General features: G+C 47.0%; 12 protein-coding genes. 5 read left to right on the top strand and 7 right to left on the bottom strand.

Annotated features, from left to right (window positions below):
* Window positions 1-37 precede the first annotated feature (37 nt).
* Complete coding sequence (locus ACWJJX_RS17215; RefSeq protein WP_003155599.1) at window positions 38-1,975, bottom strand: LTA synthase family protein; 1,938 nt, start codon at window positions 1,973-1,975, stop codon at window positions 38-40.
* A gap of 245 nt (window positions 1,976-2,220) precedes the next feature.
* Here ACWJJX_RS17215 and ACWJJX_RS17210 point away from each other — a divergent pair, with 245 nt between their 5' ends.
* Window positions 2,221-2,598, top strand: a complete 378-nt coding sequence (locus ACWJJX_RS17210; protein ID WP_070081496.1) for a DnaJ family domain-containing protein — start codon at window positions 2,221-2,223, stop codon at window positions 2,596-2,598.
* Between the two features lie 9 nt (window positions 2,599-2,607).
* On the opposite strand, the gene ACWJJX_RS17205 is transcribed toward ACWJJX_RS17210, so the two are convergent.
* From ACWJJX_RS17205 to ACWJJX_RS17195, 3 genes are read right to left on the bottom strand one after another with little or no spacing between them, the layout of a single operon-like run.
* Window positions 2,608-3,039 (bottom strand): Hsp20/alpha crystallin family protein, encoded by a 432-nt coding sequence (locus ACWJJX_RS17205; protein ID WP_003155596.1) that lies wholly within the window; start codon window positions 3,037-3,039, stop codon window positions 2,608-2,610.
* 15 nt (window positions 3,040-3,054) lie between these two features.
* Window positions 3,055-3,297, bottom strand: a complete 243-nt coding sequence (locus tag ACWJJX_RS17200; protein ID WP_003155595.1) for a spore germination protein — start codon at window positions 3,295-3,297, stop codon at window positions 3,055-3,057.
* Window positions 3,298-3,311: 14 nt separating this feature from the next.
* The gene (locus tag ACWJJX_RS17195; RefSeq protein WP_007408496.1) at window positions 3,312-3,572 is read right to left on the bottom strand and encodes a spore germination protein; all 261 of its coding nucleotides are present in this window, start codon (window positions 3,570-3,572) and stop codon (window positions 3,312-3,314) included.
* A 270-nt stretch (window positions 3,573-3,842) separates the two neighbouring features.
* Between ACWJJX_RS17195 and treP the strand changes: the two genes are divergently transcribed.
* The 4 genes from treP (at window position 3,843) to ACWJJX_RS17175 (ending at window position 8,558) form a co-directional block, all read left to right on the top strand.
* Window positions 3,843-5,258 carry a PTS system trehalose-specific EIIBC component gene (gene treP, locus ACWJJX_RS17190; protein ID WP_454023144.1) on the top strand — a complete coding sequence of 472 codons (1,416 nt, stop codon included), beginning with the start codon at window positions 3,843-3,845 and terminating at the stop codon, window positions 5,256-5,258.
* A gap of 75 nt (window positions 5,259-5,333) precedes the next feature.
* Window positions 5,334-7,019 carry an alpha,alpha-phosphotrehalase gene (treC, locus tag ACWJJX_RS17185; RefSeq protein ID WP_072588259.1) on the top strand — a complete coding sequence of 562 codons (1,686 nt, stop codon included), beginning with the start codon at window positions 5,334-5,336 and terminating at the stop codon, window positions 7,017-7,019.
* 23 nt (window positions 7,020-7,042) lie between these two features.
* On the top strand, window positions 7,043-7,759 hold the full coding sequence (gene treR, locus ACWJJX_RS17180; RefSeq protein WP_014304613.1) for a trehalose operon repressor: 717 nt from the start codon (window positions 7,043-7,045) through the stop codon (window positions 7,757-7,759).
* 133 nt (window positions 7,760-7,892) lie between these two features.
* The gene (locus ACWJJX_RS17175) at window positions 7,893-8,558 is read left to right on the top strand and encodes an NAD(P)H-dependent oxidoreductase (RefSeq protein ID WP_003155588.1); all 666 of its coding nucleotides are present in this window, start codon (window positions 7,893-7,895) and stop codon (window positions 8,556-8,558) included.
* A gap of 35 nt (window positions 8,559-8,593) precedes the next feature.
* Here ACWJJX_RS17175 and ACWJJX_RS17170 read toward each other — a convergent pair whose 3' ends face one another.
* From ACWJJX_RS17170 to ACWJJX_RS17160, 3 genes are all read right to left on the bottom strand, one after another.
* Window positions 8,594-9,355: a YibE/F family protein gene (locus ACWJJX_RS17170; RefSeq protein ID WP_454023143.1), complete on the bottom strand. Its 762-nt coding sequence runs from the start codon at window positions 9,353-9,355 to the stop codon at window positions 8,594-8,596.
* Window positions 9,352-10,491, bottom strand: coding sequence for a YibE/F family protein (locus tag ACWJJX_RS17165; RefSeq protein WP_454023142.1), 1,140 nt, complete (start codon window positions 10,489-10,491; stop codon window positions 9,352-9,354). Before ACWJJX_RS17165 ends, ACWJJX_RS17170 begins: the two co-directional genes overlap by 4 nt.
* Before the next feature lie 210 nt (window positions 10,492-10,701).
* Window positions 10,702-14,994 carry a multifunctional 2',3'-cyclic-nucleotide 2'-phosphodiesterase/3'-nucleotidase/5'-nucleotidase gene (locus ACWJJX_RS17160; RefSeq protein ID WP_454023141.1) on the bottom strand — a complete coding sequence of 1,431 codons (4,293 nt, stop codon included), beginning with the start codon at window positions 14,992-14,994 and terminating at the stop codon, window positions 10,702-10,704.
* Window positions 14,995-15,141: the final 147 nt, after the last annotated feature.

Genomic DNA, 15,141 nt, shown 5'->3' with positions numbered 1-15,141 from the left:
TAAAAAAGCCAGATCATTGATATGATCTGGCTTTTGTTTATTCTTTTTGATCGTCTGCTGAGGAATCTTCACGCTTCGTATAATCGAATTGTGACGGATCCACTTTCTTGAAGCCTTTCGGCTGATAGAAACGAAGCAGATCGCCGTTGATGATCTTATCAGACATTTCAAGCTCAGTCTTGACGAGAGAGTCTTCTTTTTTGTCGACTTCTGAATCATCTAAAAGTCTTCCGGTTTTCGTATCGTAATACTTGCCGGACACTTTCGTATAGTTCGGTGAGATGAAGTCTCCGTTACGGAACGGAATGACTTCTCTGTGCTCTTTCGATAAGATATCAGAACCTGACATGAGATAATCTTTCGTATCGACGCCGAGCAGATGAAGAACGGTCGGCGCGACATCGACTTCACCGGCAAATTTATGATTGCGGCCGCCTTTCACGCCGGGAGCGTGGATAAAGAGCGGCACCCGCTGAAGCTGGGCATTGTCGTATTCAGTGATCTCATCTTTGCCGAGCACTTTCGCCATCGCTTTATTATGGTTTTCGGAGATGCCGTAGTGGTCTCCGTACATCACGATAATCGACTTATCGTACAGGCCGTCTTTTTTCAGGTCATTAAAGAACTGTTCAATTGATTCATCCAGATAGTTCGCGGACTGGAAGTAATTATTGACGACTGAATCGCCAAAGTCTCCCGCCGGGAAGTCCGTGTCTTCTTTATCCATTCCGAACGGGAAGTGGTTGGACAGCGTAATGAACTTCGTATAGAACGGCTGCGGCAGGCTCTTTAAGAGCGGCATGGATTCTTTGAAATACGGTTTGTCTTTCATGCCGTAGTTTTTCGTATTTTCTTCGCTCATGTCATAATAAGCGGAATCGAAAAACTTATCGATGCCTTCCGATTTGTACATTTCGTTACGGTTCCAGAAAGTCTGCGTATTTCCGTGGAAAGCGGCAGACGTGTACTTTTTGCCTTTTAAGATCGCAGGAACGGACTGCAGCGTGTTTTGCGCTTTATTGACGAAAACCGAACCTTGCGAAAGCGGGTACAGAGAGTTCTCCATCATAAATTCCGCATCAGATGTTTTACCTTGTCCCGTTTGGTGGAAAAAGTTATCAAAGTAGAATGTTTGATTATCGTGCGCCAGTTTGTTTAAAAACGGCGTCACTTCCTTGCCGTTAATTTTGTAATCAATGATAAAGGACTGCAGAGACTCTAATGAGACGTAGATGACGTTTTTTCCTTCGGCTTTTCCGAAGTAGACGTTATTCGGCACGTCATAGTTGGCCTTCATATAGTTTTCCACATCCGTTACATCGCTTGAATCGGCAAGCGCGCGCTGGCTGTTTGATTTCACATTCTGCACGGCATCGTAAATCGTAAAGTTGTACGTGCCCAAGTATTTCACCAGATAATTTCGGTCAAATGAGCGTGTCAAAAGCTCGGGACGGTCGGATTCCGCGACGGCGAGGTTGATCAGGAACACAAGCACGGCGGAAGCCAAAACGATTCTGAATGATTTCTTCGCCGGTTTTTCAGCCGGTTTTTTCATCTTAAGGGCCAAAATAATCAAAATGACGGTATCCAGGAAGTAGAAGGCGTCTGTCCATCTCATTAACGAGAACGCGCTGTCTCCGAGCTGGCCGCCGTTTGTCTTTGCCTGCATCATGACCGGGATGGTAATGAAATCATTAAAGAATCTATAATAGACGATGTTTGCAAAAAGCAAAAAAGACAATAAAAAATGAATCACAATAATGGCTGTCTGCTGTAATTTTTTCTTGAAAAGAAGCCCAAATCCAAGAAAGAACAAGCTGGAGCTCAGCGGATTCACAAAAAGCAATATTTTCTGGATCGTGTTGTCTATGCCGAGGTTAAAGTTTAAAATATAAGCGACATATGTTTTCACCCACAATAACACGACCGCTATCAAGAAGAAGGCAAGTCCTCTTTCTTTTATAAATGTTTTCATTGTTACACTCCTTTTTTCCGATCACGGTTTACACGGAACGATAGAAAAAACGAACGTAATCAATATACCATGAAACCAGCAAATAGAAAAGGTGGAAAAGGCTCATCGGAAAAAGGGCGAAAAACGCTGTCGCAACAGCGGTTCATCTGTTGAATGACAGCTTTAAAAAACACAATTGGCACAAACTGGGATGTGAATTTCCGTATGATCACACCCGGTTCTATTGAAAAAAGAGGTGAACAGTGATGGATATTGCCCATATCGTGGCTGAAGATAAAATCAAGCGCGCCATTAAGGATGGAGAGTTCGCCGGCATCAATGGAATGGGAAAGCCCCTGCCGAAAGACGATGCCGCACATCTTCCGGAGTCGCTCAGAATGGGCTACCGCATATTAAAAAACGCCGGGATCGCCGAGGATGAGGGCGCGCTGAAGAAAGAGCTGATGACGCTCGATTATTTGATCGCCAAGTGCCGCAATGAACAGGAGCGGGATACCCTGCGGAACAAACGGACGGAAAAACAAGTCAGACTCGACAAACTGACGGAGGAGAAAGCCATGTTCTCAAAACCCGCATCTTCTCATTATAAGGAGAAAGTGTACAGACGGCTGGGCCGCCCGTAAGCCGGCTCTTTAGATTTTTTTCTGAAAAGGAATGTGCTCCATAAGGCGCGGGTAGGAAATGTGGAGCAGGCCGTTTACGCACTGCGCCTGTAACAGGTGGGGCTCAGCCGGTTCAGGAAGCTCAATCGTCTCATCGATTTCCCCGTAATACCGGTTTTGGCAGACGCCCATGTTCTTCGGAAAAAGGGGTGTGATGTTTCCTCTTATATGCAGCCGTGTCCTTGACAGCAGCCTCAATGTCAATTCTTCTTCGTAAACGCCGGGCATTTCCACAATGACAAATGTGTGCTGTTCATCCTGATAAATATCATAAGTCAGGGTGTTTTTTTGTAAGGAGAAAAAATCTTCGGGAGATTTCCGTTTCAGGACATTGGTCCAAAAGTCGCTGGGCTTGTGCTCGTTCGTAATCTCAAGCCACTTTCTCATTTTTTCGATATCCACTTCGGCAGAACCTCCCTATATTTGATTTGCGATCGGCATTGACGGGTTGGCGATCTGATCCTGGTCGCTCACGTCAGGGTCAAGATGGCCCGAATTCAAACATCCGGCGGCCGGCGAAAAATCCCCTAAAGAAAAGTTCGCGCCGACAAACTTGCTGTTGGCGGTGTGGCTGTTTTGTACGGTCTGACCGATATCGACGTTTCCGTTTTGCGTTGCTCCGTTTACTTTTATATTGACGACGTTAATTTGGTAAGGCATTCATAAAAACCCCTTTAATCTATAATGGGCGGCACCGGCGTAATATTTGCGGTATCTGCGGTTCCGATGGCTGTCTGGTCGTTGACATCAGGATCATTTAACAAGTTCTCCATCATCGATTCTATAGGTGACGTATCGCCGAATGAAGAGTTCAGTCCTTGTGATTTGTTATTTGTGGTGGGACTGTTGTATGCCGCTTCCCCAATCGTAATAGATCCGTTGCCAGAAATACTGTTAATCTTCAGATAGTACAGGTTGATAACAGTGGATGGCATCTCTTCACACCTCTTTAACTTAGTTGTACAGTACTGTATGCTTTTTGTGCTCCTGTTGTGAATTCCGCCCGGACATGTTCCCGACCAAACAAGAAGTCAAGGCCCGGTTCCGGCGGGGCTTTTTTTGTTTCAGGGTCTTTCGCAGTATATTTGTGATGAAAGCGCTATAAAAATAGATTGACGACATGTATATACATCATTACAATAGAGTCATAAACATGTATATACAAGTTTGCGAGACAAAATGAAAACGGTTACGGAGGGGTTGGCATGGGTGATTTTAACCGGGCTGCGCGGCAGATCGCTGAAGCTGTCGGCGGAATTGAAAATATTGAGGCGGCGACTCATTGTGTGACGCGTTTGCGGTTTGCATTAATAGATGAAACCAAGGTAAACCAAAAAATGCTTGATGCAATAGACATTGTCAAAGGATCTTTTGCGGTAAACGGGCAGTTTCAAGTCGTGATCGGGCAGGGGACGGTCAACAAAGTATATGCGGAATTAGTGAAGGAAACGGGTATCGGTGAAGCGTCCAAGGATGACGTAAAGAAGGCGGCAGCGCAAAACATGAATCCTTTACAGCGTGCTGTGAAAACGCTTGCGGACATCTTTATTCCGATCTTGCCGGCGATCGTCACGGCTGGGCTTTTAATGGGTCTGAACAATATCTTAACGGCGGAAGGTATTTTTTACAGCACGAAATCGATTGTCCAAGTGTATCCGCAATGGGCGGATCTTGCCAATATGATTAATCTGATCGCGGGGACGGCCTTCGCTTTTCTGCCGGCTTTAATCGGCTGGTCGGCAGTGAAGCGGTTCGGAGGAAGCCCGCTTTTGGGCATCGTGCTCGGGCTGATGCTGGTGCATCCTGATCTGTTAAACGCATGGGGCTACGGGGCTGCCGAGCAGAGCGGCGATATTCCGGTGTGGAACCTGTTCGGCCTTGAGGTGCAGAAAGTCGGGTATCAAGGTCAGGTGCTCCCGATTCTGCTGGCGTCTTATTTACTTGCCAGGCTTGAGCTCTTTTTGACGAAACGGACGCCGGAGGGCATTCAGCTGTTGGTCGTCGCGCCGGTGACGCTTTTGGTCATCGGTTTTCTATCCTTTGTTATCATCGGTCCGATCACCTTTGCGATCGGTAACGCGCTGACGGCGGGGTTGATTGCCGTTTTCGGCCAATTCTCCGCCATCGGAGGCCTGCTGTACGGAGGGCTGTATTCGGCGCTTGTGATCACGGGGATGCATCATACGTTTCTCGCGGTCGATCTTCAATTAATCGGATCAAAGCTCGGCGGCACATTTTTATGGCCGATGCTCGCATTGTCAAATATCGCTCAAGGATCGGCGGCTCTGGCCATGATGCTGATTACAAAAGATAAAAAACAGCGGGGGCTTTCACTGACGGCCGGCATTTCCGCATATTTGGGCATTACAGAGCCGGCGATTTTCGGCGTGAATCTGCGTTACAAATTTCCGTTTGTGATCGCTATGATCAGTTCGGGAATCGCGGGGATGTTCATCTCCGTCAAAGGCGTTCTCGCAAGCTCGGTCGGAGTCGGCGGCGTGCCGGGGATCTTCTCCATTATGAGCCGGTACTGGGGTCCGTTTGCGATCGGAATGCTGATTGTGCTGATTCTCCCGTTTGCGGGAACATACGGGTATGCGCGGCTGAAACGGCAAAAATAGAAAACCTGCGGGGCGCCTTCTAACAGGCTGTCCCTTTCCCCTTTCCATTCAAAACAATACAGGCGGTGAAGAAAAATGAAAACAGACAGCACACCATGGTGGAAAAAGGCAGCGGTATATCAAATTTATCCGAAGAGCTTTAATGATACGACGGGAAACGGGATCGGTGATCTGAACGGTATTATCGAGAAGCTTGATTATTTGCAGAAGCTTTTGATTGATGTCATTTGGCTTACGCCGATTTACGATTCGCCGCAGAATGACAACGGTTATGACATTCGCGATTACTGCACCATTTATGAAGAATACGGAACGATGGAGGATTTTGAACGCCTTCTCGATGAAGCGCACAAAAGAGGAATAAAGGTCGTCATGGATCTTGTCGTAAACCATACATCAGTCGAGCATCAGTGGTTCAAAGAAGCGGTTTCGTCACCCGACAGTCCGTATCGGGATTTTTACATTTGGAAAGACGGAAAGGAAGACGGCCGGGCGCCGAACAACTGGGAATCAAAATTCGGCGGTTCCGCTTGGGAGCTCGACCCGGCCTCAGGCCAGCACTATCTGCATTTATTCGATGTGTCGCAGGCCGATTTGAACTGGGAAAATGAAGAGATGAGAAAACAGGTTTACGACATGATGCATTTTTGGTTCCGAAAAGGGATCGACGGCTTCCGGCTGGATGTGATCAACCTCATTTCTAAAGACCAATCGTTTCCTGATGCCGAGGATGGTCGTGACGGGCGCCCTTATTATACGGACGGGCCGCGCGTGCACGAATTTCTTCATGAGATGAACCGGGAAGTGTTTTCGAAATATGACAGCATGACGGTCGGTGAAATGTCCTCGACAACGGCTGACCACTGCATCCGGTACACAAACCCTGAAAATAAAGAACTCGATATGACCTTTAACTTTCATCATTTAAAAGTGGATTATCCGAATGGTGAAAAATGGGCGCTCGCTCCGTTTGATTTTCTGAAGCTGAAACGGATTTTAGCGTTTTGGCAGACGGAGATGCAAAACGGCGGAGGCTGGAACGCATTATTCTGGTGCAACCATGACCAGCCGCGGGCCGTATCCAGATACGGAGACGATGGCGTATACCGGACGAAATCAGCCAAAATGCTGGCGGCGGCCATTCATATGATGCAGGGCACGCCTTACATTTATCAAGGTGAGGAGATCGGCATGGGCAATCCGAAGTTCGATGACATCGGCTCATACCGCGATGTCGAATCACTGAACATTTACAAAAAGATGAAGGAAGAAGGCGTGTCAGAAAAAGACATTATCGCCATTTTAAAAGAGAAATCAAGAGACAATGCAAGAACCCCCGTTCAATGGAACAGCGGGCCGCATGGCGGCTTCACGACGGGAACGCCTTGGATTCCGGCGGCGGATGATTATCGGGACATTAACGCGGAAGCGGCTTTGCGGGACCCGGATTCAATTTTCTACCATTATCAGAAGCTCATCAAGCTCAGAAAGGAATATGACATCGTGACTGAAGGAACGTTTGAGCTGCTTGCTGAAGATGATCCGGCGGTTCTGGCGTACGTCAGACACGGCAAGGATGAAAAACTTCTGTGCATCAACAACTTCTACGGGAAAGAAGCGGACTTTACGGTTCCGCTTAAAGACACGGACGGCTGGCGGTTTACGGTGCTGCTGACGAATGATGAACCGAGGGAAGGGCGGCCGGAACGATTGACGCTCCGTCCGTATGAATCGATCGTTTATCATCTGACAAAAGCGTGATACACTAATCTGGGTGGTCATGAATGAAAGTGAATAAATATATCACAATCTATAAAGATATGGTGCGGCAGATTGAAAGCGGCCAGCGGAAGGCTGAAGACGTTCTTCCGTCTGAAAATGATTTATGCGATCAATACGGCACATCACGAGAAACCGTCCGTAAAGCGCTCAATATGCTGGCGCAAAACGGCTACATCCAGAAAATCAAAGGCAAAGGCTCCGTCATATTAGACAGAGAAAAAATGCGCTTTCCCGTCTCAGGCCTGATCAGCTTCAAAGAGCTTTCGGAAACGCTCGGAAAAGAGACGCGAACGGAGGTTCACCGTCTCGGGCTGATCCTGCCTCCCTCAGAAGCCGCAAAAGAGCTTGGTACAGTGGCGGATGAAAAGGTGTGGGAAGTCGTCAGATCAAGACGGATTGACGGAGAACATATTATTTTGGACAAGGATTACTTTGTGAAAAAACATGTGCCTCTATTAACGAAGGCGATTTGTGAAGATTCGATCTATGAGTATCTCGAAGGAGAGCTCGGCCTGTCCATCAGCTACGCGCAAAAGGAAATTGTCGTGGAGCCGGCGGGGGAGGAAGACCGGAAGTATTTGGATCTCGGCGGGTTCAGCCATATGGCGGTCGTGAAAAACCGCGTCTTTTTGGAGGATACCAGCCTCTTTCAGTACACGGAAAGCCGGCACAGGCTCGATAAATTCCGTTTCGTCGACTTTGCGAGAAGAGAAAAATAAAAACGGACTGCCGCGGCAGCCCGTTTTTTTGTCAGTATCAAAATGAATACTATCCAACAAAAATGTGCGTACTGGTACTTTCAAAAATAATGGCTACAATAGTACATAACGAGATAAAAAGGAGAGATCATGAATGTCAGATAAAAAACAGCAGATCATCGAAGCGTATCAATTCAGACACGCTACAAAGGAATTTGATCCTGAGAAAAAAATTTCAGAAAGCGATTTTGAATTCATTTTAGAAACGGGAAGATTATCCCCAAGCTCACTCGGTTTGGAGCCTTGGAAATTTGTCGTCGTTCAAAATCCGGAGCTTCGTGAAAAACTCCGCGAGTTCACATGGGGGGCGCAAAAGCAGCTGCCGACCGCAAGCCATTTCGTACTTCTGCTTGCCCGGACGGCAAAGGATATCCGTTTTGACGCCGACTATGTCAAAAACCACTTGCGGGAAGTCAAAAAAATGCCGGAAGATATGTATGAAGGCTATATCAGCAAAACGGAAGACTTCCAGAAAAATGATTTCAATCTGCTTGAATCAGATCGCGCGCTGTTTGACTGGGCATCCAAACAGACTTACATCGCCCTCGGCAATATGATGACAGCCGCTGCGCAGATCGGCATCGATTCCTGCCCTGTTGAAGGCTTCAACTACAAAGAGATCCACCGGATTCTTGAAGAAGAAGGGCTTCTGGAAAACGGAAGTTTCGACATCTCTGTCATGGCCGCATTCGGCTACCGTGTCAGAGAACCGCGCCCGAAAACAAGATCTGCCTCAAAAGACGTTGTAAAGTGGGTATAAGATAAAAAAAGCTGCCGGGCGTGTCCCGGCAGCTTTTAATGTTTATTTGGTTTTGCTAAAAAACAGGCGGTGATCCAGGACGTAACGGGAATGATGATGCCGATCCCGATTCCGGCGCAAAGAATGGTGACGGCTTCCGCACTGAATACTTTTGAGTTCACTATTTTTTCAGCTGAGTATGATAAGTCTTTAAACCAGATAATTAAAGCCAAATAGCTGCCGAAAAAAGCAAAGAATAACGTATTCGTATTCGTTCCTAAAATATCTCTCCCGATGCTTAATCCGAATATGTACAGTTCTTTTCTGCTCATGGACGGATTATGACTGTAAATTTCCCGCATGGGTGAAGTAATGGAAATCGCGACATCAGTAATCGCCCCAATCGTGCCCATGATGATCATAGCTGCGGTAACCTTCACAAAATCCACCCCGACAAACAGTGTGAATATGCCGATATCCCCCAATTCTTCTTCACCGAATCCCTGAATCGAAGTATGTTTTGTTACGGACATAATAAAAAACAGCAGCAATGCAATGGTCAGCATTGCAGAAATAAAGGCGGTTACGGTTTTGACGTTTCCTCCATTAATATAAAAAAGAGTAATGCTGCAAATCACGGAGGAAGAGAGCAATGTTAAAACAATCGGATTGATATGCGGGTCTGTCATGAAAATAATGGTGAGAAAGAGAACACCGAAATTTAAGAATAACGCAATAAAAGACCTCGCTCCTTTTTTTCCGCCGATGATGACCATTAATAGAAATAAAATCGCCGCGAGAATTACGATGACATTCATGAGCTTGCCTTCTTTCGTTTAATAAAAAAGACAGAAGCATACAGACTGGCGGGGATGGTTAATACAATTCCGATCCCTCCGGCCAATGCTCTGGCTATTTCCAAGGAAATGTTCATAGAAAGAGTGAATCCTATCGGGGAATCATTTTTCAAATACAAAAGCATCATCGGAATAGAGCCGCTTATATAAGCAAAAAACAGAATGTTGGTCATCGCCCCCATGATGTCTTTTCCGATCTCCATCCCGGAACGTCTGAGAGCTTGTAATGAGATACCCTTGTTTTCTTCATATAATCCGAAGACAGATGACGTCATGGTAATGGCCACATCCATGACCGCTCCCAGTGATCCGATAAATACCCCGGCCATAAACACCGTGTGATAAGGGCGGGTTAAATACTGCATTTCCTCATATCTGAGACCTTTCTCTCCGGTTGCCAGCATCACCAGATACGTAATCAGCAGGGAAACGAAAGTGCCTGCGAGCGTCGCGGCTATGGCGGCGTATGTTTTCGCGTGAAAACCGCTGACAAGCAGCAATGAGATGACAGTAAAGATGAGAATACAGATACCGCAGATGAAAATTAACCCTATATTAGGATGCTTCCTGTACAAATCTAATGCAAACGACAGTAAAACGGCGTTAAACATCAGGCTGACGATCGAAAAGAAGCCTTGTTTTTTGCCGACGATAAGCAAGGTGAAGATGAAAACCCAGGCGATCAGCAAAAGCTGTTTATCCCGTTTTTTATCTATAATGCTTCCCGATATATCTTTGTTTGATGGTTTCCCTTTATCAATAGAAACGAATACTTCATCGCCAATCGAATATTTCTGATCATTCGCTCCGGATAAAGAATACTGATTGGACAAATGAATGAGCTGCCCTTTCTGACTTCCGTTTTCAAGTCTGGCTGTGATCGTCTGAGTGAAAATCTTATCTTTGTTTTTATGCATGTCCTGTACGTCAGACTGGTGTTCCAATGTTGTTTTCGTCACTCTGGCAATCGGCCGCTCATAAAAAGAAGCGTTGTGAGTGACAAAAATGAGCGAGCTGATAAAACAAAGCGCTGTTATCACGTAAAACAGCTTTTTCTTGTAAGACATGCGGATTCGTTTGTTTCCTGTAATCTTCAAAAAAAGTCCTCCAAACAGGCGGCGCCGTGTAAAAGAGAGGCCCCGCCGTGAAGTGTTAAACGATGCGGATGCAGTCTTTCGCGAATAACGTTCATATTTTATCACTCGGCCATACGGCTGTCGACTCAGAGGGGGGACCGGCAGAAAAAGCTCTCCTGATATCAGATCAGGAGAGCTTTTGGGATGAACCGCCTGATAAAAGCGGTCTTTTTATGCTTCGTTCACTTTTTTTGCTTTTCTTCTTTGATACAGATACAGTGCCGTTCCGAGCGCGCTGATGAGTAACCCGGCAAGAAGGATGGAATACATCGTTGTGGCCGTATCAGGAAGCAGGCCGCCCGGCGATACTCCGTCCTGCGCAGGGCCGGATGACGGTTTTTGTCCGCTTGGCTGCTTTCCGGAGCCGTGATCTCCGCTTGTCGGCGGCGCGCTCTTCGTGTTTGCGTTTAATATGGTGTATTCACTGAAATGATTTGTATAGCCCGTGACGAGATCGTGTGAAACCGAACCGTTGTCTGTTTTTGTATAGACGTTCTTTTTCCGGTCTACATGATAAATGCCGGGCTGTTTCGCCTTTTTCATATTCTCAATGCGCAGGGTGAGCTTTACCGGCGCTTTGAATGTTTTGATGTCTTTGTTTTTCTGCTTCATTGTAAAGTCGTATACATTTGAAAGCGCCCCGCTAACTTTTCCTTTCGGCGTCACACCGAATCGTGTATCAGCTGAAGCAGCGTTTGCCATCGGCATTTTCATGCTGAACTTGTCATGCAGGATCGTAAGGGAAGAATCCGATGTTCTGTCCTTTAACAGGCCGATTTGTTTTTTGGTCACGCTGAGATCAATCGGCTTTTTGGCGCCGTCATTCTTATCATAATACACGATCGGCGTGTTGGCGTTTTTTGCATAGACGGCAAATGCGCTGTCATCTTCAAGCGTCCACGAACCGTTTTTTTGTCTCGTCGGCAGGTACACTTCCTGCGCGCGGCCGTCAACTTTCGGTCCCACCGCTTTTCCCGCTTTTTCAAGCTGCTCAACGAAGACCTCATAGTCGGCAAAGCCAAGGTCTTCTTTATGGGACGCTTCGTTAAAGACGGAATATCCGTCTCCGCCTTCACCGACAAAGTTACTGGTGGCGACTCTGTATGTCTTCTTATCAGAAATCGGCTTTACACTGCCGTCATCCTGTACGGCCGAAGCTTGAAGAACACGGTGTCCCGGCTTTTTATTCAGTGTAAACGTGTATGTTAAACCGGCAACTTGAGGGAAGGCGCCGCCTTGAGCCTCAATTCCGCTTAACCCTTGTTCCAGGGCTTGTTTGATCTGTTTTCCGGTTAAATCCGCGACGTAAAGCGTGTTGCCGAACGGCATTACATTCAGCACGTCGCCGAGTGTGATGTCTCCTTTATCAATGCCCGCGCGGATGCCGCCCCCGTTTGTGATCGCGATTTGGGCGCCGGCCGCTTCCTTCGCTTTTTGCAGCATGCCGTCCGCGATGAAGTTTCCGAGATTGGTTTCTTTGGAGCGGACATGCTCGCGCTGGCCGTCAAGTGCGACCTTCGTTGAACCGACTTTTTCATTTTTAACTGAGACGAGCTCTTTTTTAAACGGATCAAGCTCTTTTTTCAGATCCGGGTCTTCTTTCGTCTGCTCATTCACCGGCAGCGCTTGAAGAGAGGATTGTTCCGGCAGGACGACGCCGTTTTTGTCAAATGCGACATCGACACGGCCTAAATATTCGCCGTATTCTTTTGCCTGGGCGACGATGGTCGGCTCTTCGTTTTTGACAATTTCCATTTTATCTACAAGCGTATGCGTATGTCCGCCGACGATTAAGTCGATGCCTTTTACCTTTTTGGCGAGATCGAGATCACGCTGATGCCCGATATGGGTCAGGGCGATAATTTTATTGACATGTTCCTTGTTCTGTATTTCTTTTACCGTATCTTGTGCGGATTGGAAGGCATCATGAAAGACAATGCTTTTTCCCGGGCTTGATGTGACGGACGTATCTTCTGTCGTCAAGCCGAACACGGCGACTTTTTCTCCGTTTACATCAAGCAGAATATATGGATAGATGCCTGCTTTTTTCTTTTTCCCTGCCGTAAATGTGTCTGCTTTTTTCATGAATGGTCTGAGTTTTGACTCTTTGGACACATCGACATTTGAGCTGACGAGCGGAAAGTCAGGCGCTTGAAAATTGTATTTCCCGGATGGGTCAGACGCGCTCCCGTTACCGCTCAGGAAGCTGGCGAGAGCATCCGGACCTTTATCAAACTCATGATTTCCGAAGGTCATTGCGTCGTAGCCCATGCTGTTCATCAATTTTAAATCAGCCAGCCCCTGCCACTTTGTGAAATAGAGATCGCCTGAGAAAACGTCTCCCGCATCCAGCAAAATACTGCGGTCGGTTTTGCTTCTGATTTCTTTGATTTTCGTCATCCGCCTCGCCGCGTTATCAAGGTGGGCGTGCGTGTCGTTTGTATGCATAACGGTGAGTTTCCATGCGTCATCTTTCGGCGGATCTGTGCCCGGTTCATCATCTTTGAATTGGAGCTTGTACTGTCCGTAGCCCGCGTTTTGTGATTCACCGATATAGGCGACGTCATCTGCGCGGTCGGCAAACGGCTTTGCGGCCAAGGAAGATTCAAATGTCAGGTTTGTCCCTTTGACCGGAAGAATGGACCAGTTATGATCAGCCTGCGGATTAATCGTTTTCTGCTGGATGATGTAATCCATTAAGACCTGCCTGTTCTCATCGGCAGAAGAGTATACGATTTTGTCATTGCTTAAGTGAGGGAATCCTCCGCCGCCTGAAGCGCGGTAATTATTTGTGACGATCAGAAATTCCTGCTTGGCGCTGACGGGCTTTCCTTGATAAGAAAGGTTGACGATCCGGCTTGCATCGGGATGAATGACTGTTCCGTTTTCGTTGTATTTCGCCGGTTTTGTGACATCGACCTGATAGGTGACACCGTCAATGACATCAAAATTGTATGAGCGGTAGGCGTCATTTAAAAGCGCTTGGCTGCCGCCTTTTGCCTGATCGATCTGATTAAATTGCCCCGCGGACATTTCGAGCCAGTCTTTCACTTCGCTTCCGTTCAGCTTGACGATCTGAACCGTGTTGTCATACAGGTACAAATCGCCGATGTTTTTGATGGCGAGGTCGCCCGCGGAAATGTTTGTATAGTAATTTGAGCCGTTCCGCCCGCCGGCTTTAAACGGGGCGCCCGCCGAGAGGATAGGCAGATCTTTGTATTCCGTATCCTTCATCTTATTTTCGGCGTACCATTTTTGCGCATCCGTTACGATTTGAATGGACGGATCATCTTTGACTTGGGCGAAGAAACTGTTGATATCGGCTTTTGTCTGGCCGACGGGTTCTCTGATGTATTTTAAAGTGCCTTCGTGCGCTTTTTTGACGGTATTGACGACGGTTTCGTTTTCCGAAGTCACATTACCGGCAATCGGCTCGATGCTGCCTTTTGCATCTTCCACATGCCACGCGCTGTCTGTTTTTTCAAGCCTAAGGTCGATGACGCCCGCATATTTGCCCCAGCTGCTTGACATAACAACGGGGATGCCGTTAATCGTGCCTTTATCGACGTCGAATTGAGCAGCGCCTTTGTATTCGGCATCAGGGAAAAGCCCGTGCTGATGGCCGGATACGATCGCGTCAATTCCGCTGACTTTCGTTGCCAGGTCAAAAACGGCGTTTTCCGCTCCGGAAGACTGCGCTTTTTTTTCGATGCCGCTGTGGGCGAGGGCGATGACGATATCGGCTCCTTCAGCTTTCATTTTCGGAACGGTTTTCTTTGCGGATTCCACAATGTCCTCGACCTGAACGCGGCCTTCGAGATTTTTCTTATCCCACGTCATGATCTGGGGAGGAACAAAGCCGATATAGCCGACTTTTAGCTGATGCTTGCCGCCGTTTTCATCCGTGACGGTTTTGTCTTTTATGACATAAGGCGTATAACGGTTTTCGCCGCTTACTGTTTTCACATTGGCGTTAACGATCGGATAATCAGCGCCTTTGATTGTCCCGTCCAGGAATTCAAGCCCGTAATTAAATTCATGATTGCCGAGTGTTCCTGCGTCATAATGCAGACTGTTCATCACTTCAATGATCGGATGGGTCTTTGCGCCTGAAATGATATCATTTTTCTCATATTTTACGGCGTATTCTCCGAGGGGATTCCCCTGAATCAGGTCTCCGTTATCGACAAGCAGCGTATTCGGGTTTTCGCGCCTGTGCTTCTCAATAAGCTGAGCCGTTCGGGCCAGCCCGAATTCCGTTGTCGGTTTGTCGCTGTAGTAATCGTAGTCCATCATGTTAGCGTGAACGTCAGTTGTGGCTAAAATGCTGAGATTCACACTGGAGGATTTGTTTTCTTCTGCTTTAATGGGTGATGTTGGGAGGATCAGACTAAGTATCATAACTAGGGGCAGCAGAATACGGAGTGTCATATTGACGCTGCATCGTCTTTTCTGTATTCTCACCTGTTCTCCACCTTTCAACAAATTTTGTCATGCAGTACCATTGTAAGAATATTTTGTGAAAGTTTATATAGATTTCATGATGATTCTTGTGAAAAGATAAAAAATGAGGATAATGACCTATGTAAAACAGGCGGGCGGTAAACGCGT

The organism is Bacillus sp. YH3-2-B2 (assembly GCF_053663335.1).
The sequence above is the reverse complement of the archived record's forward strand: the minus strand, read 5'-3'. Positions and strand labels throughout refer to the sequence as shown.

Excerpts from the sequence above, each read along its gene's own strand:
- treC (WP_072588259.1), top strand. The coding sequence starts at position 5,334 with ATGAAAACAGACAGCACACCATGGTGGAAAAAGGCAGCGGTATATCAA.
- treP (WP_454023144.1), top strand. The coding sequence starts at position 3,843 with ATGGGTGATTTTAACCGGGCTGCGCGGCAGATCGCTGAAGCTGTCGGC.
- ACWJJX_RS17175 (WP_003155588.1), top strand. The coding sequence starts at position 7,893 with ATGTCAGATAAAAAACAGCAGATCATCGAAGCGTATCAATTCAGACAC.
- ACWJJX_RS17170 (WP_454023143.1), bottom strand. The coding sequence starts at position 9,355 with ATGAATGTCATCGTAATTCTCGCGGCGATTTTATTTCTATTAATGGTC.
- treR (WP_014304613.1), top strand. The coding sequence starts at position 7,043 with ATGAAAGTGAATAAATATATCACAATCTATAAAGATATGGTGCGGCAG.
- ACWJJX_RS17195 (WP_007408496.1), bottom strand. The coding sequence starts at position 3,572 with ATGCCATCCACTGTTATCAACCTGTACTATCTGAAGATTAACAGTATT.
- ACWJJX_RS17200 (WP_003155595.1), bottom strand. The coding sequence starts at position 3,297 with ATGCCTTACCAAATTAACGTCGTCAATATAAAAGTAAACGGAGCAACG.
- ACWJJX_RS17210 (WP_070081496.1), top strand. The coding sequence starts at position 2,221 with ATGGATATTGCCCATATCGTGGCTGAAGATAAAATCAAGCGCGCCATT.
- ACWJJX_RS17215 (WP_003155599.1), bottom strand. The coding sequence starts at position 1,975 with ATGAAAACATTTATAAAAGAAAGAGGACTTGCCTTCTTCTTGATAGCG.